General features: G+C 68.5%; 20 protein-coding genes and 1 pseudogene. 13 read left to right on the top strand and 8 right to left on the bottom strand.

From position 1 onward, the window contains the following. Positions 1-6: 6 nt before the first annotated feature. Positions 7-1,518, bottom strand: coding sequence for a phytoene desaturase family protein (gene crtI / locus AC1DTF_RS03940; RefSeq protein WP_477473116.1), 1,512 nt, complete (start codon positions 1,516-1,518; stop codon positions 7-9). Then, complete coding sequence (locus tag AC1DTF_RS03935) at positions 1,518-2,633, bottom strand: polyprenyl synthetase family protein (protein WP_477473115.1); 1,116 nt, start codon at positions 2,631-2,633, stop codon at positions 1,518-1,520. The genes crtI and AC1DTF_RS03935 overlap by 1 nt, the downstream gene beginning before the upstream one ends. A gap of 83 nt (positions 2,634-2,716) precedes the next feature. Between AC1DTF_RS03935 and AC1DTF_RS03930 the strand changes: the two genes are divergently transcribed. Both AC1DTF_RS03930 and AC1DTF_RS03925 read left to right on the top strand, forming a co-directional pair. Next, complete coding sequence (locus AC1DTF_RS03930) at positions 2,717-3,064, top strand: DUF4383 domain-containing protein (protein WP_477473114.1); 348 nt, start codon at positions 2,717-2,719, stop codon at positions 3,062-3,064. Between the two features lie 37 nt (positions 3,065-3,101). Beyond that, positions 3,102-4,379 carry a glycosyltransferase gene (locus tag AC1DTF_RS03925; protein WP_477473113.1) on the top strand — a complete coding sequence of 426 codons (1,278 nt, stop codon included), beginning with the start codon at positions 3,102-3,104 and terminating at the stop codon, positions 4,377-4,379. Here AC1DTF_RS03925 and AC1DTF_RS03920 read toward each other — a convergent pair. Next, the gene (locus tag AC1DTF_RS03920) at positions 4,360-4,821 is read right to left on the bottom strand and encodes a nitroreductase/quinone reductase family protein (protein WP_057168605.1); all 462 of its coding nucleotides are present in this window, start codon (positions 4,819-4,821) and stop codon (positions 4,360-4,362) included. The two genes, AC1DTF_RS03925 and AC1DTF_RS03920, sit on opposite strands and share 20 nt — an antisense overlap. A 52-nt stretch (positions 4,822-4,873) precedes the next feature. Here AC1DTF_RS03920 and AC1DTF_RS03915 point away from each other — a divergent pair, with 52 nt between their 5' ends. Next, positions 4,874-5,266, top strand: a complete 393-nt coding sequence (locus AC1DTF_RS03915; RefSeq protein ID WP_057168348.1) for a DUF5709 domain-containing protein — start codon at positions 4,874-4,876, stop codon at positions 5,264-5,266. On the opposite strand, the gene AC1DTF_RS03910 is transcribed toward AC1DTF_RS03915, so the two are convergent. Then, positions 5,253-6,479, bottom strand: a complete 1,227-nt coding sequence (locus AC1DTF_RS03910) for an MFS transporter (RefSeq protein WP_057168347.1) — start codon at positions 6,477-6,479, stop codon at positions 5,253-5,255. The two genes, AC1DTF_RS03915 and AC1DTF_RS03910, sit on opposite strands and share 14 nt — an antisense overlap. Positions 6,480-6,578: 99 nt before the next feature. Between AC1DTF_RS03910 and AC1DTF_RS03905 the strand changes: the two genes are divergently transcribed. After that, positions 6,579-7,715: an ROK family protein gene (locus AC1DTF_RS03905; RefSeq protein WP_477473112.1), complete on the top strand. Its 1,137-nt coding sequence runs from the start codon at positions 6,579-6,581 to the stop codon at positions 7,713-7,715. Here the strand turns inward: AC1DTF_RS03905 and AC1DTF_RS03900 are convergent. The 3 genes from AC1DTF_RS03900 to AC1DTF_RS03890 are packed head-to-tail and all read right to left on the bottom strand — an operon-like array spanning position 7,679 to position 10,215. Beyond that, positions 7,679-8,065 carry a nuclear transport factor 2 family protein gene (locus AC1DTF_RS03900; protein WP_477473111.1) on the bottom strand — a complete coding sequence of 129 codons (387 nt, stop codon included), beginning with the start codon at positions 8,063-8,065 and terminating at the stop codon, positions 7,679-7,681. The two genes, AC1DTF_RS03905 and AC1DTF_RS03900, sit on opposite strands and share 37 nt — an antisense overlap. 24 nt (positions 8,066-8,089) lie before the next feature. Further along, positions 8,090-8,971 carry an LLM class flavin-dependent oxidoreductase gene (locus AC1DTF_RS03895; RefSeq protein WP_057168344.1) on the bottom strand — a complete coding sequence of 294 codons (882 nt, stop codon included), beginning with the start codon at positions 8,969-8,971 and terminating at the stop codon, positions 8,090-8,092. Between the two features lie 50 nt (positions 8,972-9,021). Continuing rightward, positions 9,022-10,215: a diiron oxygenase gene (locus tag AC1DTF_RS03890; RefSeq protein WP_477473110.1), complete on the bottom strand. Its 1,194-nt coding sequence runs from the start codon at positions 10,213-10,215 to the stop codon at positions 9,022-9,024. Positions 10,216-10,329: 114 nt separating this feature from the next. On the opposite strand from AC1DTF_RS03890, the gene cobF reads away from it, so the two are divergent. After that, a complete protein-coding gene (gene cobF, locus AC1DTF_RS03885; protein ID WP_477473109.1) occupies positions 10,330-11,079 on the top strand; it encodes a precorrin-6A synthase (deacetylating) in 750 nt (249 codons plus the stop codon). Positions 11,080-11,083: 4 nt separating this feature from the next. After that, complete coding sequence (locus AC1DTF_RS03880; RefSeq protein ID WP_477473108.1) at positions 11,084-11,479, top strand: phage holin family protein; 396 nt, start codon at positions 11,084-11,086, stop codon at positions 11,477-11,479. Between the two features lie 3 nt (positions 11,480-11,482). On the opposite strand, the gene AC1DTF_RS03875 is transcribed toward AC1DTF_RS03880, so the two are convergent. Beyond that, complete coding sequence (locus tag AC1DTF_RS03875) at positions 11,483-13,048, bottom strand: FUSC family protein (RefSeq protein WP_477473107.1); 1,566 nt, start codon at positions 13,046-13,048, stop codon at positions 11,483-11,485. Positions 13,049-13,101: 53 nt separating this feature from the next. Here AC1DTF_RS03875 and AC1DTF_RS03870 point away from each other — a divergent pair. The 7 genes and pseudogenes from AC1DTF_RS03870 to AC1DTF_RS03840 all read left to right on the top strand — a co-directional run. After that, a pseudogene (locus AC1DTF_RS03870) lies at positions 13,102-13,347 on the top strand (DNA-formamidopyrimidine glycosylase family protein); the annotation flags it as partial. Between the two features lie 135 nt (positions 13,348-13,482). Further along, the gene (locus AC1DTF_RS03865) at positions 13,483-13,956 is read left to right on the top strand and encodes a zinc finger domain-containing protein (protein ID WP_235571306.1); all 474 of its coding nucleotides are present in this window, start codon (positions 13,483-13,485) and stop codon (positions 13,954-13,956) included. 9 nt (positions 13,957-13,965) lie between these two features. Beyond that, positions 13,966-15,480: an MFS transporter gene (locus tag AC1DTF_RS03860; protein WP_477473106.1), complete on the top strand. Its 1,515-nt coding sequence runs from the start codon at positions 13,966-13,968 to the stop codon at positions 15,478-15,480. Then, a complete protein-coding gene (locus tag AC1DTF_RS03855) occupies positions 15,473-16,693 on the top strand; it encodes a threonine/serine exporter family protein (RefSeq protein WP_477473105.1) in 1,221 nt (406 codons plus the stop codon). Before AC1DTF_RS03860 ends, AC1DTF_RS03855 begins: the two co-directional genes overlap by 8 nt. 46 nt (positions 16,694-16,739) lie before the next feature. After that, positions 16,740-17,489, top strand: a complete 750-nt coding sequence (locus tag AC1DTF_RS03850; RefSeq protein ID WP_477473104.1) for an SDR family oxidoreductase — start codon at positions 16,740-16,742, stop codon at positions 17,487-17,489. Between the two features lie 85 nt (positions 17,490-17,574). After that, the gene (locus tag AC1DTF_RS03845; protein ID WP_235571288.1) at positions 17,575-18,021 is read left to right on the top strand and encodes a hypothetical protein; all 447 of its coding nucleotides are present in this window, start codon (positions 17,575-17,577) and stop codon (positions 18,019-18,021) included. A 153-nt stretch (positions 18,022-18,174) separates the two neighbouring features. Beyond that, a complete protein-coding gene (locus AC1DTF_RS03840; protein WP_477473103.1) occupies positions 18,175-18,477 on the top strand; it encodes a helix-turn-helix transcriptional regulator in 303 nt (100 codons plus the stop codon). Positions 18,478-18,479 lie beyond the last annotated feature (2 nt).

Here is an 18,479-nt window from a genome sequence, read left to right as displayed (position 1 = left end):
CCCCCATCATCGAGTCACGGTCTGAACACGGGTCGGTGATACGACTCCGGTGATTCTGTCGGCGGCCAGGCGGCCGGACACGATGGCGGTCGGGATGCCGACGCCGGGCACGGTGGATGAGCCCGCCAGCACCGCGTTGTCGATACCGCGCACGGTGTTGCCCGGCCGGAACGGTCCGGTCTGGCCGAAGGTGTGCGACAACGAGAACGGAGTGCCCGCGATCATTCCCTGCCGCGCCCAGTCCTGCGGGGTGACGACGTGCAGAATCTCGGCGTCCTCGCCGAGCTGAGGTAACCGCGAGGTGACCGTGTCGAGCATCTGCGCGGTGTAGTCGTTGCGGTCGCTGTCCCAATCCTTGCCGCCCACATCGATATTGGGGGCCGGCGCGAGGACGTAGAGCAGATCCCGGCCATCCGGGGCCAGGGTCGGGTCACCGGCGGTCGGGCGGGTGACGAGCAGCGACGGGTCCACCATCGGGCGGCCCTGATCGATGATCTCGTCGAACGTCCGGTCCCATTCGTTGCCGAACAGGATGGTGTGATGCGATGCGGCATCCGCGGGAGACGCAGCGCGGCAACCGATATGGGCCACCACCGCGGACGGCGCCGGGCGGAGCCGGGCCGGCCTGCGCGGGGTGCGCCCGAGCAGCCGGTAGGTGTCGGGCAGTTCGGTGGTCAGGATGACCGCATCGGCGGGGAAGCGCTCGCCGGTGTCGGTGCGCACCGCGGTCACCCGCGATCCGGACCGCTCCAGCTCGGAAACCTTGGCATCGTAACGGAACTCGACCCCGGCGTCGCTTGCGGCGGCGGCCAGCGCATCGGGCAGGGCCCGCATGCCGCCCCGCGGGAAGTACACCCCCGAGACGGTGTCCATGTAGGCGATGACTGCGTAGGCGGCCAGCGCACGCTTGGGCGGCACACCGACGTAGAGGGCCTGGAAGGTGAACACCCGCAGCAGTCGTTCGTCGGTGATGAAGCGGCGCACCATCGGCTCCCAGCGCCGGAACCCGCCGATGGCCGCCAGTTTCGCCAACTGCGGGGTCAGCAGGGACAGCGGCGAATCGAAGTTCGAACCGATGAACCCGTCGAACTCGAGCTGATAGAGCCGGGTCAGCCATTCCCGCAACCGCAGGTAGCCCTCGGCCTCGGCGCGACCGGCGAACCGCTCGATCTCGGCGGCCATCGCGGTGGCATCGCTGTGCACGTCCAGATGGCTGCCGTCGGCGAAGGACGCGCGGTAGGCGGGATCGACGGTCAGCAGCTCGAGCCGGTCGGTGGTGGATTCCCCCACAGCGGCGAAGGTTTCGTCGATGATGTCGGGCATCGTCAGGACGGTCGGCCCGGTGTCGATGCGGTAGCCGGAGACATCGGCGCGCCCGACCCGCCCACCGGGGTGGGATCCGCGCTCGACGACGGTGACCCGGCGTCCCCGCCCGGCCAGATGCAGCGCAGCCGACAGGCCGGACAGGCCGGCGCCGACCACGACCACATTCTCGGTGCGCCCGGGAACGGTGCGCATCAGGCGGCCCGCTCGGTGCAGGCCGAGGCCATGGTGATGAGTGCCGACCGCGCGTCGGCATCGAGTTGAGTCGTGCCGAGGCTGCTCAACGCCTCGACCGCCGTGGTGAACCTCTTACTGATCATGTCCTCTATCCACTCCACGGTTCCCACTTCTGAGATCAGGGCCTGCCAACGGGTCACGTCCTCGGAGCCGAGTTGGTCCGCCGTCATGAATTCCTTGAACTGGCGCTGCTGGGCCCCAGAGGCCAGTTCGTACCCGGCGACCACCACGGTGGTGGCCTTCCGCGCGATGAGGTCGGTGCCCGTCGGCTTACCGGTCGTTTCCGGGGCGCCGAAGACACCCAGCAGGTCGTCACGGAGCTGGAAGGCCTCGCCGATCGCCTCGCCGTAGCGGCCGAGCACGCCGAGCACGGTGTCATCGCAGCCGGCGAGAGCCGCGCCGATCTCCAGCGGGCGGCGCACCGTGTAATTGCCGGACTTGCGGCGCGCGACGTCGAGCACATCATGCAGGCTGGGGAATCCGGCGCTGTCGTTGACGAGGTCGGCGAACTGCCCGACGGCGAGCTCGGTGCGCATCGCGTCATAGCGCGGCCAGGCGCGCGACAGCGCGGTCGCACCCGCGCCGCTCTCGCGCAGCATCTGCTCGGCCCACACCAGGCACAGATCGCCGAGCAGGACGGCGGCGGACTCGCCGAATCTGGTCGACGATCCGGGCAGGCCACGCTCGCGGTGCCAGCGTTCGAATGCGCGGTGGGCACTCGGGCGGCCGCGCCGCATATCGGACTCGTCCATCACATCGTCCTGGACGAGCGCAAAGGCGTGCAGCAGTTCCAGGCTTGCGGCGGCCCGGACGGTCGCCTCCGAGGGCTGCGCGCCGCACTGCCAGCCGAGGTAGAGATAGCTGGAGCGCACGCACTTGCCCTCGGCGAGCATCCCGCGCAGCACGTCCTCGGCGATGTCGACGTGGGCACCGTGCAGCGACTCGCTGCAACAGGTGTCCAGGAACCCGGTGACGGYGGCGAGCACGCGTTCGCGCAACGGAGTGAGCCACGGAGAGTCCGTCGAGCCGGCGACGATGGGTGGCTGGGTCGCGGCCTCGGTGCGTGCTGCCATCGAGGCAGTAGGTACCCGCTTTTTGCGTTTCTAAGCACGCGGGAGGGTGTTTGTTGGGACAGTGGCCGGGTAGTCGGCTGCGCATGCCCACCCACCATCCGCACAACGCGCCATGGCCGGACGGTGAGGGGCGTGCAGTGGGACTCCGGGACAACGCTATTCAGTGGGTGGTCGTCGCCCTGAGCGTGGTGTTCGCGGTGGTCGGGATCGCGTCGGCGGTGGCGGCGCTGTGGCTGGGTGGCGCCGTGCATGTGCTGCTCGGTGCCGCCGGCTGGTGGATGTCGCGCAGCGTCGGCGGGGCCCGCAGTTATCTCGTGTGGGGTGGGCTGCTGTACCTGGTGCTGACTCTGACCGGTGTGCTGGCGGTGCATGCCGCGGTTCAGGCCGCGGTGGCGGTCGCCATGGTCATCGGCGGTTTGAGCGAGGGTTAACCCGGGCACAGGGGGTACACCGAGCGAAGGAAGAGGATTGGCCCGATACCTGCTTGCCGTCAGCCCGATTCGGGGTCATGTGTTGCCGATGATCGAGATCGGGGTGGGGCTGCGAGAGCTCGGGCACGATGTCACCCTGCTGACCGGCTCGGGTTTCGCCGACCTGGCGCGCAAAGCCGGGCTCCCGGTCATCGTCCTGCCCGAGGATGTCCAGATCGATCCGCCGTCGAAGGCGCCCGCCGTGCTGCGCCGACTTCCGGTTCAACTGCGGCGGTTCTGGCTGGGCCGCGCCGAACTGGACACCGTGTTCGCCAGACCGCTTGTCGCCGAAGATCGTTCCCTGCGTGCCGCGTTGCATGGCACCCCGTTCGATGCCGTCCTGGTCGACGTCACCTTCACCGGAGCGGCACCACTGCTACTGCAGGACGGCCCGCGACCTCCGGTGGTGGTGTGCAATGTGGGACCGCTGACGCTGTCCAGCGCCGATATCCCGCCCTTCGGCATGGCGTGGCAACCCGAGGACGGAGTCGATTACCGGCCGATGACCGCCGTCGCGCATCGCGTCATCATGCGTGGTAGTCAGCGCCGGTTCGACCGCGCTCTGCGCGCAGCCGGTTCCCGTCGGTCCCCGGTGTTCATCAGCGACTGGCCGCGGCTGGCCGACGCGGTGGTGCAGTTGTCGGTCGAGGAGTTCGAGTACCGGCGCTCAGATCTGCCACCGACGGTGGAGTTCGTCGGCCCGGTGCTGGCGTCGAAGGACAAGGGAGACAGGGGATTGCCGGGCTGGTGGCCGGATGTGCAGCAGGCCCCCGCGGTCGTGCACGTCACTCAGGGCACCTTCGACAACACCGACCTGGACCAGCTGATCTCACCTACCCTGGCGGCACTGGGCGACCGGGACGATCTGCTGGTGGTGGTCACCACCGCGCGCGCCGACGCACCCCTGGCCGGCCCGATACCGGCGAACACGCGGGTGACGGACTGGTTGCCCTACTCGGCACTCATGCCCCACGTCGACGTGATGGTCACCAACGGCGGTTACGGCGGTGTGCACTACGCACTGAGTCACGGTGTGCCGTTGGTGGTCGCCGGGGAGACGTCCGACAAGGCGGAAGTGGCCGCCCGCGTCGACCACACCGGCGTCGGTGTGGATCTGGGCACCTCAACGCCGACGGCCGCCGCGATCGGCGAGGCCGTGGACCGCGTGCTGCGCGATGACCGGTACCGGGCGGCGGGACTGCGGATCCAGCGGGCGATCGAGGCCACGACCCCTGTCGATGCCATCGCCAACGCGCTCAAGCGCTGTGCTGCGTGAAGACCTCGATCGGGCGGCCGACGGCCAGCGCCAGTAGGGGGATTCGCCGGCTCGTCGACTGCTGGTAGGTGATGTACGGCGGGTACAGATGGGTCATGTACGCCCAGGCTTCGTGGCGTTCCTCGTCTTCGAGCTCCCGCCAGCTCGCTTCGAAAGCCTGGGTGCCGACCTGCACGTCCAGCGTCGAACTCGCGCGAATGTTGTTGTACCACTGTGGATGAACATCGGCGCCACCCTTGGAGGCCACCACGACGAGTTCACCGCCGAAGTTCCCATAGATGAGTGGTTTCACGTAGGTCTTGCCCGAGGTGCGGCCCCGGTACCGGATCAGGCAGTTGGTGGTGAAGGCGCGCCCGCCCCCTTCGCTCAGGTCCAGGATGTGGCCCTTGGCCCCACCGGATTCGAGGTACATCGCCAGATGTTCGTCGGCCCAGTCGCTCATCTGCTCACCGTAACGGGTGGCCGTCAGCGCGATGCAGTGACATCGTGGTGGCATGAGTGCAGAGACGCCGGAAGAGTCCGAGGGCTACAGCAATGACGACGAGGACCAGCTGACCCAGGAAGACACGCTCGTCGACCGCGGTGTCGACGATCTGCTGGACGAGGGCTACTCACCGCCCGACCGCTGGCAGGAGCCGCGCGAGCACGAATCGCTCGACGAGCGTCTGGCAGACGAGCAACCGGACCCGGCGCTGCTGGACAGTGACGACAACCCCGACGAGCAGTCCGGCGATGACGAGGTCGGCGCTCGCCGTTCGGGCCGGCTGGTCGCGCCGGACGCCGGTTTCGGCGAGGACCGCGAGTCCGAGTTGTTGGGCAGCGAGGTCGGTATCGATGGTGGCGCGGCCTCGGCAGAAGAGGCCGCCGTCCACGTCATCGAGGAGTAGCGGCTCCCCGCTTGCCCAGCAGCACTGAGACGGTGAGCACCAGCAGGCCCGCCACGGCCAGCACGGCGCCGGCAGCGGCCGGGGCGGTGTAGCCGAATCCGGCGGCGATCACCAGACCGCCGACCCACGCACCGGTCGCGTTGCCGATGTTGAGCGCGGAATGATTCAGTGCGGCGGCCAGCGTCTGCGCGTCCTGGGCGACATCCATCAGCCGGGTCTGCAGGGCAGGGCCGACGGCCGAACCGGCGGCGCCGATGCCGAACAGCACCAGCAGTGCGGTCCACGGGTTGTGCGCCGCGGCCACGAAGACCGCGAGCAGCACGCCGAGCAGGCCCAGCGACAGGTAGAGGGCGCGGATCACCGAGACGTCCGCCAGCCGTCCGCCCACCAGGTTGCCGACGACCATGCCGAGGCCGAAGACCATGAGCGCCACCGGAACCAGTGTCCGGGACAGCCCGGACACATCGGTCATGGTGGTGCTGATGTAGGTGTACACCGCGAACATGCCGCCGAAGCCGATCATGCCGACCAGCACGGCCAGCAGCACCTGCGGCCGGCGTAGCGCACCGAGTTCGGTCAGCGGGCTGGTGACGTGCATGGTGCGCAGCTGCTCGGGCAGCCAGAACCAGAGGGCAACGATGGTGAGCACGCCGATGAGCACGACGAGCCCGAAGGCGCTGCGCCAGCCGAGGGCCTGGCCCAGCCAGGAGGCGATCGGCACGCCGAGGACGGTGGCGATCGTCAGACCGGACAGCACGTGCGCGACGGCCTTGGCCCGGTTCTGCGGTCCCATCAGATGCGCCGCCGCCAGTGCGGCGATCCCGAAGAACGCGCCGTGCGGCAGGCCTGCGACGAATCGCGCGATCACCAGCGTGGCGTAGGTCGGGGCGACCATGCTGGCCAGGTTGCCGAGGGTGAACACCACCATCAGTCCGAGCAGCAGGGCGCGGCGCGGAACCCGGGCCGTCAGCGCGGCGATCGTCGGCGCACCGACCACCACGCCCAGCGCGTAGGCGGAGATGACGTGGCCCGCGGTCGGTTCGGTGATGCCGAAACCGGCCGCGATGTCGGGCAACAGGCCCATCGCGACGAACTCGGTGGTGCCGATACCGAAACCGCCCAACGCCAGCGCGAACACGGCCAGCCATCGGACCGTGGGATCGGTGGCGATGACGGACTGCGGGCGGGTGGGACGTTCGAGGCTGGGTGTCACGGGTCAAGACTAAGGCGACTTACGTCGTGACATCAACTTAGTTTTGTTTTTTTCAGGCGAAAGTGGCGAAACTTACGTCTTCATGGTGAAATCGAAGGCATGGCCAGCGTCGGTGAGACATTTGCCCTGATCAGGGGGCAGGGGGAGATCACCCGCGCGGAAATCGCGGCCCGCACCGGACTGTCCCGCACCGCCGTCGGCGCCCGGTTGGCGGTGCTGCTCGACACCGGGCTGGTGGTCGAATGCCAACCGGCGGCCTCGACCGGCGGCCGCCCGGCGACCCAACTGAGTTTCAACGCCGACGCCGGTGTGGTGCTGTCGGTGGCGGTCGGCATCAGCCGCACCCGGCTCGCGGTGTGCAACCTCGCCGGCACCGTGCTGGCGCTGGCCGATATCGACCAGGAGGTCGCGCTCGGCCCCGACGACCTGATGCCCGATGTGGTCAAGGGTCTCGACGTGCTGCTCGAACAGTTCCCGGGTGACCCGGTGTACGGGGTGGGCCTGAGCCTGCCCGGCACGGTGGACCCCGCGCGCGGCTGCAGCTGCGGATCGGCGATCCTGCGGGGCTGGGACGGCGTGGCACTGCGACCGTATTTCGAGGCGCTGCCGTCCTTGGTGGGCGTCCCGGTGGTTCTCGACAACGATGCCAACGCCATCGCGCTCGCCGAACGCGGCGATGAGGACGATGTGCTGGTGCTCAAGGCCTCCAGTGGTATGGGCGCGGGCATCATCGCCGGCGGCGTGCTGTTGCGTGGCGCCAGTCAGGCCGCCGGTGAGTTCGGACACAACAAAATACCTGCCGCACAGGATGTTCCGTGTCGCTGCGGGGACACCGGCTGTCTGGRGGCGATCGCCGGCGGCTGGGCCATCGTGCGCGCACTGCAGCAGCAGGGGCGCCCGGTGCGGCATCTGCGCGACGTCGCCGAGCTCGCCAACGACGGTGACCCGGAGGCCCGCCGGATGGTCCGCGACAGCGGCCGCTACGTGGGGGAGGGCATCGCCCCGGCGGTGAACCTGCTCAACCCGGCGCTGATCGTGGTGGCCGGCGATATGGCCGGCGTGCACGAGATCTTCGTCGCCGGACTACGGGAGACGTTGTACGGCAACGCGACTGCGCAGGCCACCGGGGCGCTGCGGGTGCGTCCGGCGACCCACGGTGACCGGTCGGCCACCGTCGGCACCGCCAGGATGGTGCTCGATCAGGTGCTCAGCGTGGCCGCCATCGACGTCTGTTGATAGAGCGCGAGCCGCCAACTGTCACCGGTGCGGTGATACACGCTCGACATGGCGCCCCGGAACGCGGGTTCCGTGCCGTCGCGGTACCCGGTGCCGGTGTAGACCAGCGCCGCGTTGTCCTCGTCTATCCGGATGCACCGGACGTCGCTGATCTCATAGGTGCGCCACGGCGGTGATTCGGACAGCGCGTTCACCACGGTCTGGCGGTCCATCACCATGCCGTTGGCCAGCACCATGACCGCCTCCGCGAGCATGGTTGCGCCGTAGAACTCCGATCCGGTGGAGTCGCACAGGGAGTCCCAGCCCGCGCGTTCCAGTTCCAGCAGGGTGTCGACCACATTGTCCGTCATGGGTACCGGGTACCCACACATGAGCTAACCGTTCGTTTTGGCGATCACGTTCTCCGCGAACCACTCCAGGTTGCGGATCTTGTCATCGAGCGGTTCGGTGTCCTGGCCCGTGATGTAGGGAATCCGGAAGCCGACGATGACATCGGTGACGCCCTTGTCCTCGAGACGCTTGACGCCGTCCAGGGTGAAACCGTCGATCGAGATGACGTGGATCTGGAATTCGTCGGCGAGGCCGATGCGCTCCTCTTCCTCCCGGTACTTCTTCAGCTTCGCGAGCAGCGGATCGAGCTCGGCGGGATCCCCGCCGCCGTGCATCCAGCCGTCGTTGCGGGCGGCACGCTTGAGCGCGGCGTCCGCGTGCCCACCGATCAGGATCGGGATGGGCTTGGTCGGCGCCGGGGTCATCTTGAAGGTCGGGAAGTCGTAGAACTCACCGTGGTACTCGAAGTAGTCACCGGAGGTGAGCCCGCGGATGACGTCGATGCATTCGTCCATCCGCTTGCCACGCCGCGCGTACGGCACGCCCATGATCTCGTAATCCTCCGGCCACGGGCTGGTGCCGACGCCGAGATTGAGGCGATTGTCGAACATCGCCGCCAGCGAACCGGCCTGCTTGGCGACCAGCGCGGGTGGCCGGATCGGCAGCTTCAGCACGAAGACGTTGAACTGCAACCTGGTCGTCACCGCCGACAGTGCCCCGATGAGCGCGAAGGTCTCGATGAACGACTTCCCGTCGAGGAACTCGCGGTTACCGTCCTCGGTGTAGGGATACGTCGAGTCCGAGACCTCTGGGTAGGCGACGCTGTCCGCGATGGTCATCCCGTGGTATCCGGCCTCGTCAGCGGCTTTCGCCAACGGGATGTAGTACTTGGGATCGGTCATGGCTTCCGCATAGGTGAACCGCATGACGCCGATACTAGAACACGTTCTAGTTATGCGGAACGGAATCGCCCGAGCTACCGGGGGAAGGGCGGGACGCCGACCCCGGCGATCGAGTAGCCGCCCTGCTGGCTGCGTTCGGTGAACCGGGCCGACGCGGACTGCTTGCCGATCGTGATCGACAGTGGATTGCGTGCGTCATCGGGCAGCGCCGCGAAAACCGTGCCCTGCCAGTGGTACTGACCGTCGATCGGATCCAGGTGCCCGGTCAGCCGGACCCGGGACACCCGGCCCTCGATGGCGGCGGGCCCGTCGTAGAGGTCTTCGTTGTCCTCGATCTCGGCGCGTCCCGCCGGCTGTACCGCGCCGCCGGGCAGGAAGCCGCTGCGTCGCCACATCCGCCGCGCGATCGGCCCCATCAGGCCCACCTCCTCCAGGAAGGAGGCCAGCGGGGCGAAGCCGGCGATCTGCACCTCGTGTCGGTGCGGGGACCGGCGCGCCATCCGCCGCGCCACGCGGCCGTCCAGTCCGACCCGGTAGTACTGCACCTTGTTGGTGAACAGGAATCGGAAGAACGGACCGCCGAGCCCGTTGAGATTGCCGACCCACATCCGCTTGGCGCGCGACATCGTCGGCATCCGCTTGCGCAGGCCGTCGCGGGCGAACTGGATGTGCCGGGCCTCTTCGGTGACATGGATGCGCATCAGCCGCTGCACCACCGGCTGCAGTTCGTCATCGTCCATCATCTGGCGTTGCAGAGAGTCGAAGATCTCCTCGCCGATCAGCGCGGCCACCCACAGCACCGAGCCGCGGAACGCGAACGGCAGGGCGTTGATGGCGATGCGCTGGTAGAGCTTCGGGCGCACCGGATCGGCGCCGACCCTGGCGATGGCCTTCCCGAACATCACCATGTGCCGGGTCTCGTCGCCGAGTTCGGTGAGTTCGTAATGGGTGGTGGCCGCGGTCGGGTCCTGGTGCATCATCTTGCGCAGCAACGCCTGGTTCAGGATGTTCTCGAACCAGATACCGGCCGACAGGGTGTTCACCAGTTCCTGGCGGGACAGTTCGATCTGCTCGGCCCGGCTCATCGCCTCCCAGATGGGGGTGCCGTACAGCGACACCACCTTGGGCGGCAGGTAGAACTTGTCCGGGTCCAGCGGCGCGTCCCAGTCGATATCCACCACGGGTTCATAGGACTTGCGCACCGACCCCTTGAGCAGGCGCTCGGCGAATTCCGCGCGAGTGGTCTGTGCCTTCACCGAAGCTGTCATCGTCGACTCCCTCGAATGCTGCGTGAGCTTTGAAGCTACGTTCGTTACCAGCGGTAGTCAATACCCGCGGTACTGGGTAATCGATCGGGCTGGTGGCCCGGCTAGCCTTCGCGGGTGCGCACAATTCATGTCATCGGTATCGGCGCGGGCGATCCGGACTACGTGACGGCGCAGGCCATCTCGGCGCTCAACGACACGCAGGTCTTCTTCGCCATGGACAAGGGCGACGCCAAGGACGATCTGGTCGCGTTGCGGCGGCTCATCTGCGAGCGATTCATCACCGAACCCGGCTACCGGTTCGTCGCGCTGCCCGACCCCAAGCGAGCCCCGGCGACGGACGGGCCGGCCTATGAGCAGGCCGTCGCCGACTGGCATGCCGCGCGCGCCGAACTGTGGGCGCGGGCCATCGAGACCGAACTCGGGCCCGACGGGGTCGGGGCCTTTCTGGCCTGGGGCGACCCGTCGCTGTACGACAGCACGCTGCGCATCCTGGACCGGGTCGCCGAACACGTGGAATTCGAGTTCGATGTGGTCCCCGGGATCACCGCCATCCAGGCGCTCACCGCGCGGCATCGCATCCCGCTCAACGATATTGGCGAGGCCGTCCTCATCACCACCGGCCGCCGGCTGCGGGACGAGGGAGTCCGCGGGGCGGCCGTGGTGATGCTCGACGGTGAATGTTCGTTCCTGCGAACCCCGCCCGACACCCAGATCTGGTGGGGCGCCTACCTCGGCACGCCCGACGAGTTGCTCGTGCACGGCACCGTCGGGGAGGTGGGCGAACACATCGCCGAAATCCGCGCCGCGGCAAGGGAACGGCACGGCTGGATCATGGACATCTACCTGCTGCGCACGGCAGACTGAGGTCATGAATTTTCTGCTGCGCGCCGCACTGACCGGAGTCGCGTTGTGGGTGGTGACGCTCCTGGTGCCCGGCGTCAGCATCCTCGGCGGCGACTCCACCCTGGAGCGGGCGGGCATCATCTTCGTCGTCGCGGTGATCTTCGGACTCGTCAACGCGGTGATCAAGCCCATCGTGCAGTTCATTTCGATACCGCTCTACATTCTGACCCTCGGCCTGATCCACATCGTCATCAATGCGCTGATGCTCTGGATCACCTCGTGGATCACCGAACACACCACCCACTGGGGCTTGTTCATCGAGGACTTCTGGTGGACCGCGATCTGGGCCGCGATCGTGCTGTCCATCGTCAGCTGGGTGCTGTCGATTGTCGCCGGTGACGCGAAAAGGGCTGTGCACTAAGGTTCAGCGGTGCTCGAACTCCCAGCAGGCCGCGAGTGTCCGGTAGGCGAGTTGTTCGGTGGCCGCGATCGTCGGCCACAACCGCTCGGCCTCCGCGCGCTGCTCGGCCGAACCGCCGATCGCGCCCTGATACACCTCGAGCAGGTTCATCGAGCTCAGCTGCAGATCGCGGCGTGCGGCGCGGGCCGGCGCACTGGTCACCGCACCCGCGCGCAGATGCACGTCGGTGAGCGCGATCGCCGCGTCCGTCGCCCGCACCGCCGCGGTCAGCGGTGCCGGACCGTGCCGGTGTAACGCCACCCGGTAGACCAAAAGCGCGACGAGGCAACCGATCACGGTGTCCAGGCCCCGCGTCAGCAGGAAATGCCCCAGATCGGGCACCGCTCGCCCGCCGGCGGCGATGGTCAGTGCCAGTGGCGTGATGAAGATGACCGCGATCGTGTAGTTGCGCACCACGAACATCTCGATGACGAACTGCAGCGCGGCGATCACGCCGACCAGCCACCAGCCGTGTGGTTGCCAGGTCAGGATCGCCGCCGCCAGGCCCAGCCCGATCAGGGTGCCCACCACGCGCTCCAAGCCACGCTGCACCGTGCGGGTCCAGTCGAAACCCTGGTAGAGCACCAGCACCGCGGTGGCCATCGCCCAGTAGGAATGGTCGGCGACGAACGCCAGTGCGGCCAGCCCGGACAGTGCGACCGCGACACCCACCCGCACCGCCAGTCGCATCGAATCCGAACCCGGCGTCAGGGCCCGGCGCAGCAGAGTGGTGTTGCTCGGCCGGCCCAGCGGCAGCCGGAACCCCAGCGCCAATTCGGCGTCCCGGCCGGCATCGAGATCGGGAATCTCGGTGTCCGCGACCGCGGCGCCGAACACCCGGTGCAGGTGCAGGGTCTCCGCCCGCAACCGGTCCAGGGTGGCATCGGGCCGCAACCGGGCGGGCTGAAAGTTGACCAGCGTGTTCCACGCCTGGTGCAGGGCTCTGGCGGCCTGGTGGCGGTCGGTGTCGTCGTGGGATTCCAGGTAGCGACTGACCGCAGTGCGGGCGGCAGCGACGGCCCGGGTCTCCGGTCCGCGCGGCTCCCACAGCACCCCGACCATGTGCACCAACCAGGAGAACGCGCCACCGGCCAGCACCAGCAGACCGATATGCCAGGGCGGCAGATGGGTGGCGACCGTCGCCGTCCCCGCCGCGCAGCCGAGCACGAACATGAACGCCCCGGGCGGGCCGATGGCGAGGGCGTGGCAGACCAGCACGGCCGCCATGGCGATGAAGGTGATGGTCAGCAGGCCCAGCCACGGAATCGCGGCCGCCCAATCGCCAAGGGCCACAGCCGCGCTGAAGGACAGCGCGATCCCCGCCAGATAGCCGGCCCGATTCCGGTACGGCCGGCCGCTGCCGTAAAGCGAGGTGAAACCGCCGATGATGGCGATCAGCCCGGCGGTGGTGTCCCCGAGCATCCAGCCCACCAGGACCGGCACCGCCATACAGAGCCCGGCCCGCAGCGCGAACTTCCACCGTCCCGGTGCGGGGTTGATCACCAGGAAGCGGCGGATCGCGGTGAACACACGGGAGACGATATAGGTGCTCGCGCCGGAGCCACTCGAGTCACACTGGTGACATGCCCGAACTGCCCGAAGTGGAGGCGCTCGCCGATCATCTGCGTCGGCACGCCCTCGGCAAGGTCGTCAACAGGGTCGACATCTCTGCGCTGTCGGTGCTCAAGACCTTCGATCCGCCGGTCAGCGCGCTGCACGGCAACGAGGTCACCGGCGCGGCCCGGTGGGGTAAGTACCTCGGTCTGCAGGTCGGCGAGCTCTACCTGATCACGCATCTGTCCCGGGCCGGGTGGCTGCGCTGGTCGGACAAGCTGGCGCCGACCCCACTGAAACCGGGCAAGGGCCCGATCGCGCTGCGCGTCCATCTGGGCGAGGCCCAGGGCTTCGACCTGACCGAGGCCGGCACCCAGAAACGGCTGGCCGTCTGGGTCGTCCGGGACCCGGTGGACGTCCCGCAGATCGCCGGCCTGGGGCCCGACGCGCTGGCACTGGGCCCCGAGGACCTCGCGCAGGTGCTCTCGGCTCAGGGCGGCCGCATCAAGACCGTCATCACCGACCAGAAGGTGATCGCCGGTATCGGCAACGCCTACAGCGACGAGATCCTGCACGTGGCCAGGCTGTCGCCGTTCGCGACCGCCAACAAACTCTCGGCCGCGCAACTGGCCGACCTGCACGACGCGATGTCCTCGGTGCTCACCGATGCGGTGTCGCGTTCGGTGGGGCAGCAGGCCGCAACGCTGAAAGGGGAGAAGCGTTCCGGGCTGCGGGTGCACGCCCGCACCGGGCTGCCGTGCCCCGTCTGCGGAGACACCGTGGCCGAGGTGTCGTTTGCGGACAAGTCGTTCCAGTACTGCCCGACCTGCCAGACCGCGGGCAAAAAGCTGGCCGACCGGCGGATGTCGCGTCTGCTCAAGTAGTTTGCTGCTGTGACCCAACCGCAGTGGGTGTCCGGCACCGCCGCGACGATGACGATTGTCGCGACCGGTCTGGGTGCCAGCATCACCGCTGCCGATCCGGTGATCCTGTCGGCGAACATCTCGGCGGTCCGGGAAGGCCTGCACCTGTCGTCGGGCACCGCCAGTTTCGTCGCCAGCGTGGCCACCCTGTCCCTGGCGGCCGGTGTGCTCGGCGCCGGGGCGCTGGGCGACAAGTACGGCATGAAGCGGATGTTCTCGCTCGGCCTGACGGGCACGGTCGTCTTCGGTGTGCTGGCCGCGCTGGCGCCGAACGCCGGAGTGCTGATCGTGGCCCGCGCCGGGGTGGGGCTGGCGTTCGCCCTGCAACTCGGGCTGGCGCTGGCCATCGTCAACGTCGTCTTCCCACCCGAGCGCCGGGCGACCGCCATCTCACTGCACCTGGGCGCCGGGTTCGTCGCGGCCGTGCCGATGCCTGCCATCGGCTCCCTGCTGGCCGAGCACATCGGTTGGCGCACCTGCTTTCTGGTGGCCCCGGCGCTGGCGCTGGTCGCACTGGCCATGGTGCGCACGTACGTGCCGGAGACACCGCGCGCCGAGCGGCGACTCGACGTCGTCGGGCTGCTGCTGGTCGCCGTCGCCCTGTCGGGAACCGTCTTCGGGCTCTCCCGGCTCCAAAGCGGACTGACCGCCGAGGTGGTGGGGGCGCTTGCCATCGGGCTCCTCGCCGCGGTGGCGTTCGTGATCGTCGAACGACGCACCCCCAGCCCCGCCCTGGATCTGCGGATCTTCGCCTCCGGTCCGTTCAACGCCGCCGTCGTCGCCGGAATCGCGTTCAACTTCCTCAGCGGCGGCGTGACCGTGCTGCTGGCCTTCTACCTGGTCGCGGTGCGCGGTGAAGCACCCACCGCGCTGGGTCTCCTGATGGCGCCCGCCGCGCTGCTGTCGGCCGTTGCGGCCGCGGCGGCGGGCCGGGCCGCGGTACGGCTCGGGCAGCGGGCCGTGCTCGTCAGCGGGTTGGGGTTGCTGGTCGCAGGACTGCTGGTGCTCACCCGGCTCGGCGAGCAGAGCTCACTGTGGGTGCTGTTCGCGGCGGTGGCCTTCATTGCCGTCGGCGCTGCCGTCGTCGAGACCATCGAGGCGACGGTCATGTTGCAGACCGCCCCTGTCGAGCTGAGCGGCGCGGTCGCAGCGGTGAAAAGTGCTGTCGGACAAGCGGCCTACTCGATGGGGCCGGCCCTGTTCGCGCTCGTCGGCACCACCGTCTTCGTGCATTCCGCCGCCGACAGGCTCGCCGGCAGCGGGATCAGCGAAGGGCAGGCGCGAGAAGCGTTGCGGGCGGCCCACGGGGGCGCCGGTTCGACCGCGGGCACCAACGTGCTGGACCCGCAGCGGGCCCGCGAGGTGGTGGACGGCGCGCACGCCGGAATGATCGAGGCCATCCACACGCTGGGCTGGACGCTGACCGCGGTGCCGCTGGCGGCCATCGTGGCGGCGCTGATCCTGATAAGGCCCGCCCGTGCCTGAGGTCGACGATCCCACCGTCATCGAGTTCATCGCCAAACTCGGCTCGGCCATGCTCAGCGCGGACTACTCGGTCAACGTCGTGCGCTCCACGCTGGAGGCCTATGCCGACCGGCGCGGTATCGAATGCCCGATGCTGGTGCTGCCGAACTTCATCCAGGCCGGGGACCGGCACCAGACCACGGTCGTCCGCCGGGACAGCCCGCTGCGCTACGACCAGACCTTCCCGTTGGGCGATTTGGTCAACCGCGCCGAGCACGGCCAGCTCGAGCCCGCGGACGGGCTGGCCGAGCTCGACCGCATCCACGCGCTGCCGCGGCGCTACCCCGGCTGGGTCGGGGTGATCGGCTACGGGCTGCAGAGCGCGGCGTACGCGCTGATCCTGCAACCCACGGTGGTGTCGCTGGTCGCGGCGACCGTTTTCGGGTTGGTCGTCGGACTGCTGGAACTGATCACCCGGGGCAACGCGTCGCTGCGGCATCTGTTGCCCGCGCTGAGTGCCTTCCTGGTCACCTACGTCGCGTTCAGTCTGGGGCGGCTGCTGCACATGGGGCATGACAGCCTGCGCGTGCTGATCGCGCCGCTGACGCTGTTCCTGCCCGGGGTGGCGATCACGCTGGCAGTCATCGAATCCTTCACCGGGGAAGTGGTGTCCGGGTCGGCGCGACTGATGGCCGGGTTCACCCGGTTGGCCCAGCTGGCGCTGGGCATCCTGATCGCGGTCCAGCTGCTGGGCCTGTCGTGGTCGGAGCTGGTCGACACCCAGGCCAACACGCTCGGTGGGTGGGCGCCGTGGCTGGGCGTCGCGGTCTACGCCGTCGGGATCCTGCTGCATCTGCGACCGCCGCTGGGCTTCATGCCGTGGCTGACGCTGGTCCTGTTCATCGCCTATGGCGCCCAGGCGCTGACCGCCGCATTCTTCGGCGGCTACGCAAGCGGATTCGGCGGCGGCCTGATCCTGATGCTCTGCGCGATCGCGCTGAGCCGGCTGTCCATGACACCGGCCGCCCAGGTGGTGCTGGCGCCGGGCTTCTGGCTGCTGGTGCCCAGCTCGGTCGGCATGATCGGGGTCGCCGAGCTGGCGTCCGGGCAGGGCGGCACCGCCATCACCGTGATGCTGGTGTCGATGATGTCCATCGGGCTGGGCTTCACCACCGGTTTCGCGTTGTGGAACATGTTCGGCCGCCGGGGCGGCGCGAAGGACTTCGTCGACTGAGCCCGCGCATTTCTGGCAGATGTATAACTCGGTTATTCTTCTGCGCATGACCCGCCAGAAGATCCTCATCACCGGTGCAAGCTCCGGCCTGGGCGCCGGCATGGCGCGTGCCTTCGCGGCCAAGGGCCGTGACCTGGCACTGTGCGCCCGCCGTGTGGAGCGCCTCGAAGAACTCCGTGCCGAGATCCTCGACAAGCACCCGTACGCCAAGGTCGCCATCGCCGCGCTCGACGTCGACGACCACGAGGCCATCCCGCGGGTCTTCGGCGAACTGTCCGACGAGCTCGGCGGTATCGACCGGGTCATCGTCAACGCCGGTATCGGTAAGGGCTGGCCGCTGGGCGAGGGCAAGCCGTGGGCCAACAAGGCCACCATCAACACCAACCTGATCTCGGGCCTGGCGCAGATCGAGACCGCGCTGGAGATGTTCAAGAAATCCGGCGCCGGGCACCTGGTGCTCATCTCGTCGGTGCTCGGCAACACCGGGGTGCCCGGGGGAAMGGCCGCCTACTGCGCGAGCAAGGCCGGCATGACCTCGCTGGGCGAATCTCTGCGCGCCGAGTACGACAAGGGGCCCATCCGGATCACCGTGATCGAGCCCGGCTACATCGAATCCGAGATGACCGCGAAGTCGGCGACCACCCTGTTGATGGTCGACAACGAGACCGGTGTGCGCAAGATGGTCGAGGCCATCGAGAAGGAAAAGGGCCGCGCCGTCGTGCCGTCCTGGCCGTGGGCGCCGATCACGCAGATCATGCGACTGCTGCCGCCGAAGTACACCAAGCGCTTCGCCTGACGCCGTCAACAATTTCGGTTTTCAAGATGTTTAGCTCATCTACGCCGGTGGTAACCGTTCTTTCATGATGGTCAAACTGACGAAGATGACGACATTTGTGTTCGCCGGTGCCGCGGGAGCGGCCATCGCGTTCTCGCCGATCGCCGGAGCAGAGCCCGCTCCGCCGCCTTGCTGGAACCCCGATGGCACGCCGTGTGCCAGCATCGGCACGGCAGGCCCGGGTGGCGCCAATGTGGCGATCCCCGGTGGCCCGGTCGGTGAGGCCGGCGCTGGCGGCGCCAGCGGTGTGATTCCGGGTGGTCCCGGTGGCGAAGCCGGTCCCGGTGGCGCCAGCGGAGTGATCCCCGGTGGCCCCGGTGGTTCGGCAGGGCCTGAGGGTGCAACCGGCTCGATTCCCGGTGGCCCGGCAGGTACGGCCGGTCCCGGCGGAGCCAGCGGTGGGATCCCCGGCGGCCCGGTCGGTAGCGCAGGCCCCGGTGGAGCCAGTGGCTGCATCCCCGGTGTCGGGTGCGCCACCATCCCCGCCCCGTAACACGTAAATACGCTCCCGATATTCACGAAATGGCTGTTCCCGGTCCCCCGGGGACAGCCATTTCGCGCATTTCGGGCCAGGTCCGCCGGCGGCCGGTGACCAGACCGTGGCGTTTGCTTGACAAGTTGTTGTGTTTTCCCAACAATTGATTGCATGAGTCCGGTGCGTCGGGGAGAGCAACTTCCCATCCACAACCGCATCGGTGTGCTGCGCGCCGAGCGGCGGATGACGCGAGCCCAGCTCGCGGAACTCATCGAGGTCAACCCGCAGACCGTGGGGGCTTTGGAGCGGGGCGATCACTATCCCAGCCTCGATCTGGCGTTCCGGATCTGTGATGTCTTCGACCTGCCGGTGGAGGCCGTCTTCTCGCGCACCGCATTCACCCCCCTGTCGGCCGAGCTCTACGGCACCAGACACCGAGTGGAAGGAAGTGGCGCGCATGACGACTCCCACTGAGC

The organism is Mycobacterium sp. P4_H6, from assembly GCF_056400845.1.
This window is presented reverse-complemented; position numbering and strand designations above follow the sequence as displayed.

Coding starts and splice junctions, on each gene's coding strand:
- crtI (WP_477473116.1), bottom strand. CDS start 1,518: ATGCGCACCGTTCCCGGGCGCACCGAGAATGTGGTCGTGGTCGGCGCC.
- AC1DTF_RS03845 (WP_235571288.1), top strand. CDS start 17,575: ATGACGACATTTGTGTTCGCCGGTGCCGCGGGAGCGGCCATCGCGTTC.
- AC1DTF_RS03930 (WP_477473114.1), top strand. CDS start 2,717: ATGCCCACCCACCATCCGCACAACGCGCCATGGCCGGACGGTGAGGGG.
- AC1DTF_RS03900 (WP_477473111.1), bottom strand. CDS start 8,065: ATGACGGACAATGTGGTCGACACCCTGCTGGAACTGGAACGCGCGGGC.
- AC1DTF_RS03915 (WP_057168348.1), top strand. CDS start 4,874: ATGAGTGCAGAGACGCCGGAAGAGTCCGAGGGCTACAGCAATGACGAC.
- AC1DTF_RS03890 (WP_477473110.1), bottom strand. CDS start 10,215: ATGACAGCTTCGGTGAAGGCACAGACCACTCGCGCGGAATTCGCCGAG.
- AC1DTF_RS03920 (WP_057168605.1), bottom strand. CDS start 4,821: ATGAGCGACTGGGCCGACGAACATCTGGCGATGTACCTCGAATCCGGT.
- AC1DTF_RS03895 (WP_057168344.1), bottom strand. CDS start 8,971: ATGCGGTTCACCTATGCGGAAGCCATGACCGATCCCAAGTACTACATC.
- AC1DTF_RS03880 (WP_477473108.1), top strand. CDS start 11,084: ATGAATTTTCTGCTGCGCGCCGCACTGACCGGAGTCGCGTTGTGGGTG.
- AC1DTF_RS03840 (WP_477473103.1), top strand. CDS start 18,175: ATGAGTCCGGTGCGTCGGGGAGAGCAACTTCCCATCCACAACCGCATC.